This window comes from Bacillus sp. AK124, assembly GCF_053903085.1.
The window spans coordinates 3,109,713-3,124,562 of the sequence record NZ_CP096378.1; the positions used below are offsets into that span (position 1 = coordinate 3,109,713).

At 46.6% G+C, this 14,850-nt stretch carries 15 protein-coding genes; 3 read left to right on the forward strand and 12 right to left on the reverse strand.

Annotated features, from left to right (window positions below; all coding sequences use genetic code 11):
• Positions 1-20: 20 nt before the first annotated feature.
• A complete protein-coding gene (locus M1E06_RS15670; protein ID WP_061576183.1) occupies positions 21-1,784 on the reverse strand; it encodes an ABC transporter substrate-binding protein in 1,764 nt (587 codons plus the stop codon).
• Between the two features lie 115 nt (positions 1,785-1,899).
• On the opposite strand from M1E06_RS15670, the gene M1E06_RS15675 reads away from it, so the two are divergent.
• Both M1E06_RS15675 and M1E06_RS15680 read left to right on the forward strand, forming a co-directional pair.
• Positions 1,900-3,102, forward strand: a complete 1,203-nt coding sequence (locus M1E06_RS15675) for an MDR family MFS transporter (protein ID WP_020450862.1) — start codon at positions 1,900-1,902, stop codon at positions 3,100-3,102.
• 74 nt (positions 3,103-3,176) lie between these two features.
• Positions 3,177-4,796, forward strand: coding sequence for an AMP-binding protein (locus M1E06_RS15680; RefSeq protein ID WP_050821026.1), 1,620 nt, complete (start codon positions 3,177-3,179; stop codon positions 4,794-4,796).
• 44 nt (positions 4,797-4,840) lie between these two features.
• Here the strand turns inward: M1E06_RS15680 and M1E06_RS15685 are convergent, their stop codons facing one another.
• From M1E06_RS15685 to M1E06_RS15695, 3 genes are read right to left on the reverse strand one after another with little or no spacing between them, the layout of a single operon-like run.
• The gene (locus M1E06_RS15685; RefSeq protein WP_023856600.1) at positions 4,841-5,410 is read right to left on the reverse strand and encodes a manganese catalase family protein; all 570 of its coding nucleotides are present in this window, start codon (positions 5,408-5,410) and stop codon (positions 4,841-4,843) included.
• Positions 5,411-5,431: 21 nt separating this feature from the next.
• Entirely contained in the window at positions 5,432-5,695 is a 264-nt protein-coding gene (locus M1E06_RS15690; protein ID WP_020450859.1) for a spore coat protein CotJB, read from the reverse strand.
• A 5-nt stretch (positions 5,696-5,700) separates the two neighbouring features.
• Entirely contained in the window at positions 5,701-5,934 is a 234-nt protein-coding gene (locus tag M1E06_RS15695; RefSeq protein ID WP_020450858.1) for a spore coat associated protein CotJA, read from the reverse strand.
• 209 nt (positions 5,935-6,143) lie between these two features.
• Here M1E06_RS15695 and M1E06_RS15700 point away from each other — a divergent pair, with 209 nt between their 5' ends.
• The gene (locus M1E06_RS15700; protein WP_050821024.1) at positions 6,144-7,298 is read left to right on the forward strand and encodes an AbrB family transcriptional regulator; all 1,155 of its coding nucleotides are present in this window, start codon (positions 6,144-6,146) and stop codon (positions 7,296-7,298) included.
• A gap of 24 nt (positions 7,299-7,322) precedes the next feature.
• Here the strand turns inward: M1E06_RS15700 and melA are convergent, their stop codons facing one another.
• The 8 genes from melA to M1E06_RS15740 form a co-directional block, all read right to left on the reverse strand.
• On the reverse strand, positions 7,323-8,621 hold the full coding sequence (gene melA, locus M1E06_RS15705; RefSeq protein WP_050821023.1) for an alpha-glucosidase/alpha-galactosidase: 1,299 nt from the start codon (positions 8,619-8,621) through the stop codon (positions 7,323-7,325).
• A 30-nt stretch (positions 8,622-8,651) separates the two neighbouring features.
• A complete protein-coding gene (locus M1E06_RS15710) occupies positions 8,652-9,482 on the reverse strand; it encodes a carbohydrate ABC transporter permease (protein ID WP_025811718.1) in 831 nt (276 codons plus the stop codon).
• Entirely contained in the window at positions 9,483-10,406 is a 924-nt protein-coding gene (locus M1E06_RS15715) for a carbohydrate ABC transporter permease (RefSeq protein ID WP_065643353.1), read from the reverse strand.
• Between the two features lie 42 nt (positions 10,407-10,448).
• Positions 10,449-11,702, reverse strand: a complete 1,254-nt coding sequence (locus tag M1E06_RS15720) for an ABC transporter substrate-binding protein (RefSeq protein WP_020450853.1) — start codon at positions 11,700-11,702, stop codon at positions 10,449-10,451.
• A gap of 114 nt (positions 11,703-11,816) precedes the next feature.
• A complete protein-coding gene (locus M1E06_RS15725) occupies positions 11,817-12,854 on the reverse strand; it encodes a LacI family DNA-binding transcriptional regulator (protein ID WP_243390397.1) in 1,038 nt (345 codons plus the stop codon).
• Between the two features lie 166 nt (positions 12,855-13,020).
• Entirely contained in the window at positions 13,021-13,137 is a 117-nt protein-coding gene (locus M1E06_RS15730; protein WP_020450851.1) for a hypothetical protein, read from the reverse strand.
• Positions 13,137-14,234 carry a Rap family tetratricopeptide repeat protein gene (locus M1E06_RS15735; RefSeq protein WP_079289334.1) on the reverse strand — a complete coding sequence of 366 codons (1,098 nt, stop codon included), beginning with the start codon at positions 14,232-14,234 and terminating at the stop codon, positions 13,137-13,139. The genes M1E06_RS15730 and M1E06_RS15735 overlap by 1 nt, the downstream gene beginning before the upstream one ends.
• Before the next feature lie 250 nt (positions 14,235-14,484).
• Positions 14,485-14,805 (reverse strand): DUF2690 domain-containing protein, encoded by a 321-nt coding sequence (locus M1E06_RS15740; protein WP_079289333.1) that lies wholly within the window; start codon positions 14,803-14,805, stop codon positions 14,485-14,487.
• Positions 14,806-14,850 lie beyond the last annotated feature (45 nt).

Sequence of the window (14,850 nt, forward strand, 5' to 3'; positions counted from 1 at the left end):
GAAACACAATGGAGGGGCTCTTACAGAAGAGCCTCTTTTTTGTACCAGATGCCGTAAAAATCAATCCATCCTTCTTCGTTAAGCACAATGCCTTGAATGGCTTCCCCCGCTTTAACGCGAATATTGTTTTGATATAGCGGAATCGTGTAAACCTCTTCTGCCAAGGCGCGGTCCGCCTCACACAGAAGGCTGATCCGCTTGGAATGCTCATCAATGAAACGAAGCTGATCCCTCATCAAGGCGGACTTCCTCTGCCATTCCCCCGGCATATGGACGTGTAAAAAGCTGTTTTCCGTTAAAAGGAGGTGCAGCCAGCTCATTTCTTCCGAACGTCCGAATGTCGCACTGTCGTGAATCAAATCGGCTTTTGCGATCACTTCTTCCTTCATGAGCTCATCCGCTTTCATATAACAAACCTCTAGTGCGATGCCGTACCGCCTGCACCTCTTTTGGATCCATGACGCATCCTCCCGGTGATCCGGTTCGGAAAACGTATAAAGCCGAAGCGGATCGCCTTTGTAATGGCCTTCCATAAGCAGCTTGCCGATGTCGTCGTCCCCGGATTCAGGCGGAAGATCCCGGTTTAGAAAGCCTCCCGCCGGAGCCGTCCGTTGTCCGGCTAATTCACTGACCATATGTGAAGGGGAAATGATTTGCCGCAAAGCCTTCCTGAACGCCTTATGCTTGAGAGGCCCCGATTTGTTTGCATTCACCGAGATGTACTGAACATTCCTTTCCTCGTGCCATTCATCGAAAACCTGACTTTGTTCTTCTTTTTCCATATAAAAACCGTAGTCGACAAGAGAAAAATTGCCATCCATATACCATAGTTCGATCCGGTCTAAAAAAGCCCGTCCTTGAAAATATCGCTCATGCGCTTCAAGCCCGAGAATCCGGTCATCCCGGCGGACAAGTCTGAAAGGACCCGTCCCGATCAACAGTCCGTCATTCTGATGGCGGTTTAAAATAGACAGCCTTTCATCGCAAAGATGATGCAAAAACAGCGAGTTTTTTGCCTTTAAACAAATATCAAAACTATATTTATCCCTGACCGCAACATTTCCGATATCCTCTACGAGCCATTTGCATTTATTTTCATCATCCAGCATAAAACGCTCAAACGAGTATTTAACATCCTCAGCTGTCAATGTTGTGCCATCATGGAAATAGATCCCTTTCCTCAAATAGAACGTCCACGTTTTTTGGTCGGCGTCACATTCCCAGTGGTGGGCAAGATGCGGCATAAAACCTCCTTCCTTTTCATTAAAACGGATCAATGTATCACATACCTGCTTAACGACATGGCTCTCTGAACGCAGATAAATACGGCACGGATCAAGACGCTTAAAATGCTCTGGCTCCATCGCGGTCATGAGCCTCAGCACATCTTTTTGCTTGCTGCCCTCCGATTCGGTCTGAAAGCCGAAAACGCGCTCAAGCCACTCTTTATATGACGGCAAAGCGTCCGGGCACGAATGCTGATATGCTTCGAGAAGGTGTCTCGCCCGGTCGATTTTACCTTCTTTCGTATCATTTTTCGCCGTTTCAAGCAGCAGTTCACAAGGTTCTTTTAAAAAGCGGATTTCTGATTTGTTCCCTCTCCCCCTTCCCCTTTTCCAAGCAATCCACTGCAAACCTTCAAGTTTCGCTAAAATCAGTTTTGCGTTCCTCGGTGTACAATACAGAATATCCGCGATTTCACTGACTGAAATCTCTTCTGCCTCCCCTTCGCTTTCGCATTTAATTCCCGCGGTAAGTTCCATGTAATGTTCGATCGATTTCATCTCCGTTATCCCCCGCTTTATAAAAGGGGAAATTTCTCCCCTGGTTTTCTGTCCTTTTTACTGATGATTTTCCATTTTACACTAATTGCACTGCTATGTTGAAGGAGGATATGAAATGAACCGTTTAAAACAAAGGTACGGTTCTCCCGTGCTGATTTGCTTCTTCGGAGAGTTCCTGACCGGAATAACGGGAGCCATGCTGGCCCCTTTCCTCCTTTTTTATCTGTATGATGTGCTTGGAACTGGCATATTGCCGGTGATGCTCGTCATCGGAGCAAGACCGCTGACCGAGGTCGCGGTGACGCTTGCCGCAGGTGGACTGACGGATCGGATCGGAAGACGGAAGGTGATCCTGGCGGCGCTCGCCTTTCAGACCGTCTCTGCCGCCGGTTTTATGATGGCAGATCACATTTGGCTGTTCGCTCTTTTTTATGTGCTGAACGGCATTGGGGGAGCTTTGTACATCCCTGCGCAGCGGGCCCAAATAACGGACAGCACCGAAAGCGGGCGTCGCTCTGAAGCGTTCGCTGTCCTTCATGCCATTGAAGGGTTGGGCGCAGCGGTCGGTCCGGCCGCCGGACTTGCAGTCTATTCCTATCAGCCAAGCCTGATGTTCGGCTTTCAGGCATGTGCGTTTTTTCTCTATTGGCTTGTTGTTTATTTTAAAATGCCCGAGGTATGGCGGTCAAAAAGGCAAAAGGAGATTTTGGAGAGGGAAAAACTTCTTTCCGCAAAAAAGGTATTTTTTCAGCACCGTCCGGTTCTGTCCTTGATGTTCTTGTCGGTCCCCGTCAGCCTGTTCTATGCTCAACTGGAGTCAAACTACCGCCTTTATCTCGAAACTCTTTTTGAAGATTTCCTATTCATCTTGACTGTTTATACAGTGTGCCGCGCCCTTCTTAGCATTACGATGCAAATTCCGCTTGTCAAATGGACGGAAGGACTGAACATCCAAACGGTCGTTTCCATATCATATGTATGCTACGCTGTGGCAGCAATTGGTTTCGCTTTTTCATCATCGATCTTTTGGCTGCTCTCGACTGCCGTTTTATTTACGGCGGCAGAAAGCATGCTGCTGAATCACATGCAAACCTTTGTCTCGCGCCTTGCTCCCGATCATATGCGGGGCAGATATTTTGCATTTTTCGGCCTGCATTGGGATATTTCCCGGACAATCGGTCCTTTTTTAGGCGGGATGATGTTCATCAAGTTCGGCGGGGCAGCGCTATTTCTTGCTATTGCAGGAATCGTGGCTGCCGGCGGAATTGCACAATACCGAACAGTATTAACATTATCTTCCCGACTAAGAAAAAACTAATTCTTTATAGTACCTGGTACTAGAACAAAGTGCTATAATAGAAACAGTTTTTATTCGGGAGGCAAGGAGGCATTATGATTACATTAAAAAAACAAACGATCGGCGGGCTTTTAAAATCAACCGCCGGCCGGTTTCCGAATCATGAAGCGGTTGTATATTCTGAGCTCGATTTAAGATATTCGTATCAGGAGCTTGTTGAAGAAACCTCTAAAATTGCAAAAGGGCTGCTCGCGCTCGGCATTCAAAAAGGAGAGCATGTCGCCATCTGGGCATCCAATATACCGGAATGGCTTCTGCTCCAGTTTGCGACGGCAAGAATCGGCGCTGTGCTCGTCACCGTCAATACAAGCTATCAGGCGAGAGAACTTGAGTACTTATTGGAACATTCCGATTCCACCACCCTCTTTCTAATGGACGGATACAAAGGAACATCCTATATCGATATGGTCGACGAGATCATGAAAAATCCGGAAAAGCTGCCGAAGCTGAAAAATCTCGTCTACCTTGGCAAGAATAAAGTCCCTGAACATATGACGGCTTTTGCCGACATCGCCAAACTGGGCGAAACGGTCTCTGATGCCGACCTTTTCGAAAGAGAGCAATCACTCACACACGATGATGTGATCAATATGCAGTATACGTCGGGAACAACAGGCTTTCCAAAAGGTGTGATGCTGACTCACTACAATATCGTCAATAATGCGGCGATCGTTGCCGACAGAATGGGGCTGACGAGCGAAGACAGGCTGTGCATTCCGGTTCCTCTGTTTCACTGCTTCGGCTGTGTGCTAAGCACGCTTGCCTGTGTCGCGTCAGGCGCGGCCATGCTGCCGATCATCGAATTCAAACCGGACATCGTCCTGCAAACGGTCGAAAAAGAGCGATGTACAGGACTGCAGGGTGTGCCGACAATGTTTATCGCCGAGCTCACCCACCCCGATTTTGCAAACTATGACCTATCTTCATTGCGGACCGGGATCATGGCAGGCTCCCCGTGTCCTAAAGAAGTGATGAAAAAAGTGATGAAGCAAATGAATATGACGGATATCACAATCGCATACGGACAAACGGAGTCTTCACCCGTGATTACGCAGACAACGGTCACCGACACGCTCGAACGCCGCGTTGAAACCGTCGGTAAAGTGCATCCGCATGTAGAAATGAAAATTGTGGATCCTGACACGGGGGAAACGCTCGCACCGGACGAGCAAGGCGAACTGTGCACAAGAGGATACCTCGTCATGAAGGGATACTATAAAATGGACGAAGCCACCAAAAAGGTCATTGATGAAGACGGCTGGCTCCATACCGGCGATTTGGCCGAAATGGACCGGGACGGATACGTGAGGATTACCGGCCGCTTAAAAGATATGATCGTCCGCGGCGGTGAAAACATATACCCGCGTGAAATAGAGGAATTCCTTTATGAACATGAGGATATTGTCGATGTACAGGTTGTCGGCGTCCCTGATGAAAAATACGGGGAAAAAACGGCGGCCTTTATTAAATGCAAACCGGGCAAAAAGCTGACGCTTGAAGATGTCAGAGATTTTTGCAAAGGACAGCTTTCATATTACAAAATTCCGGAGTACGTATTTCTGATCGACGAATACCCGCTGACCGCTTCCGGAAAAGTCCAAAAGTATGTGCTTCGCGACCGCGCAGAAGAGCTGCTTGCGAGCCCTGTGCAGTAAACAAAAAGCCGAAAATACCAATCGTATTTTCGGCTTTTTGCTGTTTAAAATACTTTTTTACTGTCGCGCTCTTCCTTCAAAATTTCGACAGCTTCGCGGAAGCGCTGTGAATGAACGATTTCCCTTTCCCGTAAAAATGCCAGCCCGTCATTTAAATCCGGATCATCCGACATGTCAATCAGCCATTGATACGTAGCCCTCGCTTTTTCTTCAGCCGCTATATCTTCATATAAATCGGCAATCGGATCGCCTTTTGCCTGGATGTATGTAGCGGTGAACGGAACGCCGGCAGCGTTATGGTAAAACAGGGCTTTGTCATGGTCTGCGTAATGATCGCCGAGCCCGGCTTCCTTCATCTGTTCGGGTGTCGCGTCTTTTGTTAATTTATATACCATCGTCGCAATCATTTCAAGGTGAGCAAACTCTTCCGTACCGATGTCCGTCAGCAGTCCGACGACTTTGTCAGGAATGCTGTAGCGCTGGTTCAAATAGCGAAGCGCCGCAGCCAATTCGCCGTCCGCTCCGCCGTATTGCTCAATCAAAAATTTGGCAAGTCTCGGATTGCATTCTCTCACCCTAACAGGATACTGCAGTTTTTTCTCATAAAGCCACATGAACCTGACTCCCTTCCTCTATTAAACTTGCCACGGCCAGGGACTTTTTTTCCAGCTCCAATAGGATTCCGTCTGATCCGGGCTCCCTTGCGTCAAAGGGCCGTATTTTGATTCAAACTTCGCTTTCAGTTTTCTTGAATATCCGGCATACTGGTTGTATTGTCTGATGGCGTCGGTATCATCGGGATGTGTATCAAGGTAAAGCATCAGCTCAACGATGACAAAATCGACGGCCTGAATTTCATGGAGCCTTTGATAATAGTCTTGCGGTAAAGAGTTCGTCACCCCCCTTACCTCCCATCTTCATACGGATTTTCATAATGATCGTAAAATACGGGCCAAAGCGTCCCTTTTTGCAGCGCCTCCATCGGGGAAAACTGCGGAAGGCCGCGGGGCTGAAAACCTAGATATAGATTTGGAGGGGTTCTGTAATATCTTTTACCGATCGGAGGACACGGATCAAAAGCGCTGTGAAACGGACGATACGATTTGACTTTGGTGAATGATTCCTTGGAATGTTTCATATCGGTTCACCTCTATTTGTGATCGAATCTAATTTAATGTATTCATATGTTCCATCTGTTATGTTCAAAAATGAACGATCAGTTTTTCTTATTAATCTTTTAAATAAATTTGTATTTTACCAATCACTAAAATTATTATATAGTGATATATAGAAATACTTTACTTAGTGAACAAAATGATTGCAGTAATCAGGAAGAAGGTTTTTCATTTGAGGGAAAAAAGAGATTTCCTTCGGGATATATTATTGATATTAATCAGCAGTTTTGGGGGATTTCTTCTCTCTTTGACCGGCATGACGATCGGCTGGATGGTCGGCACAATGACAGCAGCCGCTTGTCTGTCGCTGTTTCGCCCGTCACCGTTAAAGGCTGCTGTCAGACAAAACGGCATCCATCATGGCTGGCTTCAGTTCGGCCAAATGCTATTGGGAATTGAGCTCGGCCAGAAAATCAATATGTCCGTGATTTCGATTTTTAAGGAAAATTGGCTAATTGTCGGCGTCATGCTCCTCCTTTCCGTCGTGTTCGCCATGCTGTCGGGCTTTGTCTTATGGAGGTTCAGCAAGACCGATATGCTGACGAGTTTTGTGGGAACGGCCCCCGGCGGGCTTTCCGCGATGCCGGGCATCGCTCAGGAAGTGGGAGCGAACACGGCAATCGTCAGTCTCGTGCAGATGATACGTGTGCTTCTGGTCGTCATGACCATTCCTTTTTTCGTTTTTTTCATAAATGCGAAGCAGCCTGACGCCCATGCTGCCGGCAGCCAAGTGATCGCCGCGGGAACATCGGCTTTTGAAGCGCCTCATATCGCATGGACTGCGCTGATCATGCTGGGCGGATTCGGAGTATGCAAAGCGATGAAAGCACTGCGGTTTCCGGCGCCATGGCTGCTCGGAAGCATGACCGGTGCGGCCGTTCTGCAAATCGCAGGCGCTTCAATGACCGGGCTCAGCGCAACAGCCTGGTGGCCCCACGGCTTTTCAGTGCTGTCGCAAATTTGTCTCGGCGCGACGATCGGTTCAAAAATCAGCAAAGAAATGTTTATCGGCGTCAGAAAAACGCTGATCGTCGCACTTGCCAGCTCCGTCGGACTGATCATTGCAATGATTTTAAGCGCCGCCGTCACCGCTAAAGCGGCAGGCATTTCCCTGACAACGGCCATATTGGCGTTTGCTCCGGGGGGAATCGCGGAAATGGCGACAACATCTGTCACGCTTCACGCCGACTCTACGTTCGTTGTCGCCGTCCAAGTGTTGCGGGTGGTGCTCGTGATCGCGATGCTTCCTCCATTCTTCCGATTGCTTCATCAAAAGTCGGAAAAATATTCACACCCCCGCATGAAAAAAGTCCGAGCTGAAGGCTGATCCCTTCGCTCGGGCTTTATTTTTTTATTCAAATTCCGGCAGCCAGTCGCCGTGTGCTTCGATCAATTCATCGCACATGCTTACAATATCATCCATCGATAATTCCGCAGCCGTATGCGGATCAAGCAATGCGGCATGGTAAATGTGCTCTTTTCTTTTTGTTATTGCCGCTTCAATCGTTAACAGCTGTGTATTGATATTGGTCCGGTTTAAAGCCGCCAGCTGTTCAGGCAGCTCGCCCGCAGCGCACGGAGTGATCCGGTTCCGTTCAGCGACGCACGTCACTTCAACGACGGCTTTTTCCGGAAGGTTTGGAATCAATCCTTTATTCAAGACATTTCCCCCGAATGTAAACGGCTGTCCGGTTTCCATCGCTTCGATGATTCTTGAGCCGTATTCGTTTGACCGCTCGTGGGTTAAATGCCGGTTGCCGACGATTTCGCCGCGCATCTTTTCCCAGTTTTGAATCTGCTTCTCGCACCTTCTCAAATATTCGTCAATCGGAATATTCAGCTCTTCAATCAGTTCGGGATAATGGCTTTTGATGAAATAAGGGTGGTACTCCGCGTTATGTTCGGATGATTCGGTCACATAGTAGCCGAATTTATCCATCAGTTCAAATCTGACCATGTCATCATGTTTCGTTTTCTGCTTTTCTTTTGCCCGTTTTTTGATTTCTGGATACAAGTCTTTTCCGTCTTGCTTTACTTCAAGAAGCCAGGCCATATGATTGATACCGGCGATTCTTTCTTCGATTCGTTCATGCTTCATGCCGAGGGATTTGAAAAGGTCTTTTGTGCATACTTGTACGCTGTGGCAAAGACCGACCGTTCTCACGTCCGTGTAGCGAAGCAGCGCACCGGTTAAAGAAGCCATCGGGTTTGTGTAATTTAAGAGCCAGGCGTCGGGCGCCGCGCATTCGATGTCTTTTGCCATATCCAATAAAACGGGAATCGTCCGCTGCGCCCTGAATATCCCGCCGATTCCGACCGTATCGGCAATCGTCTGTTTGAGGCCGTACTTTTTCGGGATCTCAAAATCGATGACTGTGCCCGGTTTATAGCCGCCGACCTGAATGGCATTGATCACATATTTCGCCCCCGCCAAAGCTTCTTTTCTATCGTCATAAGCGCGGATCGATACCGTGTTGTTATAGCGGTTTTTTAAATGTTCAAGCATTTCTTTAGATTCTTTGAGACGCTGCGGATCGATATCATACAAAGCAAATTCAAATCCGTTGACCGCCGGAACCATCAGGCAGTCCCCCAGCACATTTTTCGCAAAAATCGTGCTTCCGGCTCCGATAAAAGCAATTTTAGTCATTCATATCTTCCTTTCCCCGTGAAATTTCCGCTAACCTTTTAGCGCTCCTGCTGATAATCCTTTTATAAAATACTTTTGCAGGAATAAAAATAGAATCGTCATCGGCAGCATCGCCATCAGTGAAGCTGCAGCCACCAAGTGCAGGTTGTTCGCATTTTGCCCAAAGAATCCGGCAATCGCCACAGTCAAAGTCTGCACACTTTTGTCTTGAAGGAAAAAGATCGAAAACTGATAGTCGTTCCAAATGAATACGCAGGCAATAATGCAAATCGTCGCAGTCACCGGCTTTAATAAAGGAAAGACAATTCTGAAGAAAATGCCCGCCGTGCTCGCCCCGTCGATTCTTGCCGCCTCTTCAAGCTCTTTCGGAATCGTCGAACGGATAAATCCGGCATACAAAAAAATTGTCAAGGGCATATAAGCCGCCGTATTATTCAATATCGCGATTTCGAGCGTATTCAGCATGCCGAACTCCACCACCATTTTGTATAAAGGAACCATTGATGTCAGCGGCGGAATGATCATAATGCCGATAAACAGAAAGTATACGGCTTGATTGAGCTTTGTTCTTCGTCTGGCGAGGGGATAGGCCGCCAGAGAGCCGATCATAATCAACAGAGCCGCCGAAGCAAGAGTGATCGCAGCGGTATTGAAAAACGAGCCGGCCAGACCTGCTTTATCCCATGCTTCTGCGAAATTACCGAGGCTGATTTCGTCAGGGAACTTCCATTTCGAGCTGAAATCCCCCTTTGCTTTCAGCGCTGTCGTCAGCAAAATATAAAATGGAATCAGGTGAAAAACGGTAATGCATGCCGCCAGTGCCGTCCACAGCGCCCGCTTCTTTTTCTCTTGGTGATTCATCTAGGCTTCGACCTCCTTGCGCTTAAAATAAATAAGAGCCGTAAAGCTGATCAGCAGTATCAACGCCGCCATGAAAACCCCCTGTGCGGCTGCATAACCGGCATCCTGCCTTTTAAAATACAAATCGTACATAAAAGTCGACATCGATTGCGAAGCATTTCCCGGACCGCCGCCTGTCAGCGCTAAAATGACATCAAACAGCTTCAGTCCGCCGATGATATTGATGACCATGTTGATTGTGACAGAAGGCATCAACAGCGGCAGCGTAATCTTCCAAAACTGCTGAAAACCGCTTGCCCCGTCAATTTGCGCCGCTTCATAAAAATCTTTCGGAATGCTTCCGAGACCTGCTAAATAAATGACCATCGCAATACCGACAAACTGGTACGAATTCACAAATACGATGATCCACGGATTGATTTCCGGGCTGCTCAAAGCGTTTACAGGAGCTGCTCCGAATAATTTCAGCACATCGTTCAAGGCGCCTCCTTCATAGGAGAAGAAGAAATACCAGATATACCCCATGATCAGCGGGCTGATGATGACGGGCAAATAGACAACCGTACGTATCAGCGCTTTCATTCTGATGCTTTTAAACAGCAGGAGAGCATAGAGAAGACCGATGACATTTTGCAAAATCGTACTGCCCAGTCCATACAGCAGGGTGTTTCTGACGACAAGCCATGTGGCCGGGTCGGCCAGCATCCGTTTATATTGGGCAAAGCCGATCCAGTCATACGACTGTGAAAAACCGTTCCAGTTCGTAAACGTGATTTTAATGCCGCTGGCAAACGGATAAATCATAAAAATGGATACAAGCGCCAAGGCGGGAAGATACATCCACCAGAGTGATCCGCTTTTCTTCACAAATCCCCTTTTACTTTTCGTAATAGTCAGACTTTTTCCTTTAGCTAATTCGCTCATCATTTCACCCTTCTTTTTTCATCATGATGAAAACGATCCTTTCTATTGATCTTGCAGTCTGCTGTACTCCTGTTTCATTTTTTCCGATACCTGCTTCGGCGTTAACGTACCGGCCAAAAGTTCCTGTCCCGTCGTCCCCATGACGTCCCACATTCCGCTCGGGAGGTAGACACGGTCAAAGTACGGTTCGATTTCGATTTCTTTATATTGATCATAAAACTTAGAATAGTAGTTTTCGGCTTCTGTGTTGGTTAACGCTTGAGGAAATGAGGTGGCTTCGGCGATCTTTTTCGCATATTTGGGCTGTGCGGCGAATTGAATAAACCGCTTTGCTTCTTCGAGGTGTTCAGAGTCTTTCCAGACAGCAACGGTATGGCGCTCTCCTCCAATCCAGCTCGGTTTGTCGCCTTCATAAACGGCTGGCGTCGGCATCACGCCTAACTGGATATCAGGATTGACTTCTCTCGTATCAGGGCCGATCGATGTGACCGAGAGAGTAAAGCCGATTTTTCCTTGTGCCATTAATTCGACCAATTGCGACGGTTTTGCCGTTAGGATATCTTTATTGATCAATTGCTTTTCCTGCATTTCTTTAAAGGTTTCTGCGAGAAGTGTGTAGCCGGACCAGTTGAATGTGCCGTTTTCCAAAGCTTTTTTTTCATTGCGGCGATCATCTGTGATGAGAAGCGGGGTGGCAAACTGATCATAAAACTGAGCTAAAGCGCCTTTATCTGAACCTGCGAACCAAAAAGGAATGACATTCCCATTGCTTTTTTCTTTGATCGTTTCCAGCGCGTGCATCAGTTCATCCAACGTGTGTGGAGGCTTGAGACCGTATTTCTGCAACAAACCGGCATTATAGACGATCCCGTCTTTTGCCTGATTGAAAGGATAGGCATATACTTTGCCTTTTTCATCCTTCAAAATCGGATCGAGGTTTGGGTCGAGATGCTTCACCCATTCCATGTCTTTTAAATCTGCGGTGTATTCCCCGTAGCGGATCTTCGCCCAGCCGTGCGTATCGAACAAGTCAGGCATGTCATTTGCCGCCATTTTGACACGCAGCATATTTTCATAGTCCGGTCCGGGAAAGCTGATATCGATTTTGATGCCTTCATTTTCTTTTTCAAAATCATCTGCGATGCTTCTGAGCGTCTGTTTTTCACTGTCTTTTGTCATTGTCGAAAACATTGTGAGTGTGACGTCTCCGTTCTTTCCGGCATTCTTTCCCGAGCAGCCCGCTGCTAGTGCAGGCAAAATGATCAGGAGAATAAAAGAGAAAATGATTTTTTTCATCAATTTCACTCCAATTATGAAATTTTGACGGTGGGTAAAATGCACTTTCATTATTTACTGTCATTTAGTAAACCTATTTGCCTCACCTCCTTGAAAAGCGCCTGATCCTTACTATTAGCCCCGCTTGCTGAATCCGCAGCTTTCCCGAATCATCAGTTCTGAAGGTACGGTCACTTTCAGCGGGAGTTCCCGTCCTTTCATTCTGTCGAGCAGCAGTTTCACACCCGTCCGGCCCATCTCTTCTGTATGAACCTTTACGGTAGTCAATGGCGGATTAACAAATTCGGACGCTTCAATGCCGTTGAAGCTGACGATGGCAACATCTTCGGGAACCTTGAGTCCCGATTCTCGAAGAGCCCGGAGCGCGCCGATGGCCATCGAATCGCTGGCGATAAAAAAAGCTTCGGGAACGTTTTTCTCAAGAATCGCTTTTTTCATCAGCTCATAGCCTTGCTGCATCGAATACTCGCCGACATAAATATGCTTCGCGTTTTCCGAACCGGCCGTCTCCAGAAACGCAGTCAGCCGTTTGTCTTCAATTTCAATGACGTTTGTCTCCTGATCGCTGATTCGAAAGTGCTCTTTTTCTCTTCCGCCGATATAACCGAGCCTTGTATAGCCGAGCGATTTCAAATGGTTCAGCGCCCTCCCCGTCGCCTTCTCAAAATCGACGACAACCGAGTCGCGCAATTCTTCATTGTCTGTATGGTTGATGTACACGACGTTGTTGAGCGCCCCCATGCACTGCTGCAAGCCGGCAAAATCGATCCTTCCGATGACGATTAAGCCGTCGACATCGCCTGCAAGCTGATTTGAGCGGATGCTGCTCAGCTGAATAAACTTCGTAATAAACGCTCCTCTATCAAAACACTCGCTTTCAATTCCCTGCCTGATGGAATAAAAGTATGGATCGTTCAGCTCTTCTTCCTGTGATTGGCAGACAACAATGCCGATTCGCGGGCTTTCCCCGCTTTCTGAGACATATACGTCGCGGCGTCTGCGCGTGTTTTTATAGCCGAGCCGGTCTGCAATATCCAAAATCCGCTGCCTTGTTTCAGGGGCCACCGCTAATGACTGATCATGGTTCAAAACCCTTGAAACCGTTGTGCTTGATACTTTAGCCTGAAGCGCAATTTCTTTAATCGTCGCCATTTTCATCCCGCCCTGTCTTTAAGATCCATATTCACTAAACTTTACTAAAGACATCTTAACAAATGAAGTAAACGTTTTCAATATTTTAAAAAATTAGATTTCTCTACAAAAAAACCCGCCCCTTAGCTCAGGAGCGGTTGTTCAATATTTGTTCCGGGTATTCGTTTTAACCAACCATCTTTTCAGCAATCTGCATGTCGCCGGATGGCGAATGAGTTTCTGCCGCAAACCATCCCGAACATACGACGGCAGCAATCGCAGCAACAATGAACAGTTTTTTCATCACATTCCCTCCACTTTTTTCATTTTTTCTTCCGCTTTAATCGCTTCCAAAAAGAAATGTGCGGCCTCTTTATAAAGAGACTTTGATCTGTAAACATTGGCCGTTAAGAGAGAAAGTTCTCTGGCACTGTCGTATTGCTTTGCTTGAAAGAGGATTTCTATGTTGTCTTTGCAGTCTTTAACCGCCTGTTCACCACATCCAGCATAAACCGCATATAAAAGATCGATTTTAGCGTCAAATATTTCATTCGCCGCAGATTGCGACCTTTCCTTCCCTTCTTTGTAAAAGGCTGCGGCGCGTTCATAGTCTCCGGTTTTAAACAGCTCTTTGATCATTAAAAACACGACATTGAAATAATAATCCGATGCAGCATATGCATGATCATTCAAAACGATGTCCAAAAATTGAATGCTCTTGTCCGATTTGTCCATCGCCGCATAAAGCAAGGCAAAATTATGAAGGAGCTGCATTTCTTTAAAATGGTCGCCGGCTTTTCTGACAGTATGGATTGCTTCTGTTAAATATTCTTCCGCCTCTGTATATTTCCCCATCTCGGTATAATTTCCGGCCATTGTAATATAAGTTGAGACAAGGTTCATGTCATGGTCGCCATGTCCTTTGAAAATTTCCATCGCCTGCCGGGTATGGTTTAAAGAGACGATATTCTGGCCCAAGTAATAGTAGAGCTTTCCGACTTTATCGTGAAATTGGGCAACTTCAATTTCATCATGTACATGAGCAAGCTTCTTCTCGGCAATTTTATAGAAGCTGATTGCCTGCTCATAATTTTTTTTATACACTTCATAAGCTCCTGAAAACAGGTAGTAGTAATAGGATGTCATATGTGATGCAGCACTGTCGCCGGCCGATACGTCGTGCTGCTCTATCTTTTTGCCTCTCGAATCGTAGAGCATAATTTTATGCCGCAGTTCCAGCAGGGAATAGTAGATCAAAACTTCCTGATCTTCCTCCATGTCTGCCAGCAGCGGTTTGATTTGTTCAAACAGCCTGATCGACTGTTCAGCATCGCTTCTTCTAATGGCGCGGTACCATGTATTGAGCATGTTGGCGACTTCTTCCGCGGCGATTTTGTTCATATGGAGCTCCTTTCTGCCGATATTCAATTTTTTTGTATTTTATTCATTTCTTATCATACTATATTTTTCCCCTTATATAAATTAATAGTAATAGTTCATTTTGCACAGTTTTTTTGAATCCCCCGCTATTTCTACCCCTTCATTAGGTCAAATGACTCTTCAAGAAATGAGAAACCGGGACTGATAAGACAGCAAAAAGCACCCTTGCTGAAAGGGTGCTTTCATTGCTTTAATATAAATACGAACTTATCTAGGCATAAGCGAGGGTTTCGCTTGATGAATGATAATATTTCCTCATCGCATATGAAGAACGCGGATCGAGAACATAAACCATCGGTGTATAACAGGATGTCTGACCCGGGAGCACTTTTCCGTTTCCTCCAGCTGAGCTGCCGCTCAGTTCTTTCCCGTCTTGTTTCTTTTCACATATGCATTTGCCTCCAAGCCTGAGCGCGCTGCTTTGTCGCGTCATTTTAGCCCATGCTGTTTTGCAGAAGCAGCCGAATTTTAATACCGCGATCCCGAATTGTTTATTATTTGCATCTATCAGTCTGGCTGTCGCCTTTGTTATGCTGCTTGAATCACAATTACAGTGAAAAAGTCATAAGCTTTTACT

Coding starts and splice junctions, on each gene's coding strand:
- M1E06_RS15670 (WP_061576183.1), bottom strand. CDS start 1,784: ATGAAATCGATCGAACATTACATGGAACTTACCGCGGGAATTAAATGC.
- M1E06_RS15675 (WP_020450862.1), top strand. CDS start 1,900: ATGAACCGTTTAAAACAAAGGTACGGTTCTCCCGTGCTGATTTGCTTC.
- M1E06_RS15680 (WP_050821026.1), top strand. CDS start 3,177: ATGATTACATTAAAAAAACAAACGATCGGCGGGCTTTTAAAATCAACC.
- M1E06_RS15685 (WP_023856600.1), bottom strand. CDS start 5,410: ATGTGGCTTTATGAGAAAAAACTGCAGTATCCTGTTAGGGTGAGAGAA.
- M1E06_RS15695 (WP_020450858.1), bottom strand. CDS start 5,934: ATGAAACATTCCAAGGAATCATTCACCAAAGTCAAATCGTATCGTCCG.
- melA (WP_050821023.1), bottom strand. CDS start 8,621: ATGACTAAAATTGCTTTTATCGGAGCCGGAAGCACGATTTTTGCGAAA.
- M1E06_RS15710 (WP_025811718.1), bottom strand. CDS start 9,482: ATGAATCACCAAGAGAAAAAGAAGCGGGCGCTGTGGACGGCACTGGCG.
- M1E06_RS15715 (WP_065643353.1), bottom strand. CDS start 10,406: ATGAGCGAATTAGCTAAAGGAAAAAGTCTGACTATTACGAAAAGTAAA.
- M1E06_RS15720 (WP_020450853.1), bottom strand. CDS start 11,702: ATGAAAAAAATCATTTTCTCTTTTATTCTCCTGATCATTTTGCCTGCA.
- M1E06_RS15725 (WP_243390397.1), bottom strand. CDS start 12,854: ATGGCGACGATTAAAGAAATTGCGCTTCAGGCTAAAGTATCAAGCACA.
- M1E06_RS15730 (WP_020450851.1), bottom strand. CDS start 13,137: ATGAAAAAACTGTTCATTGTTGCTGCGATTGCTGCCGTCGTATGTTCG.
- M1E06_RS15735 (WP_079289334.1), bottom strand. CDS start 14,234: ATGAACAAAATCGCCGCGGAAGAAGTCGCCAACATGCTCAATACATGG.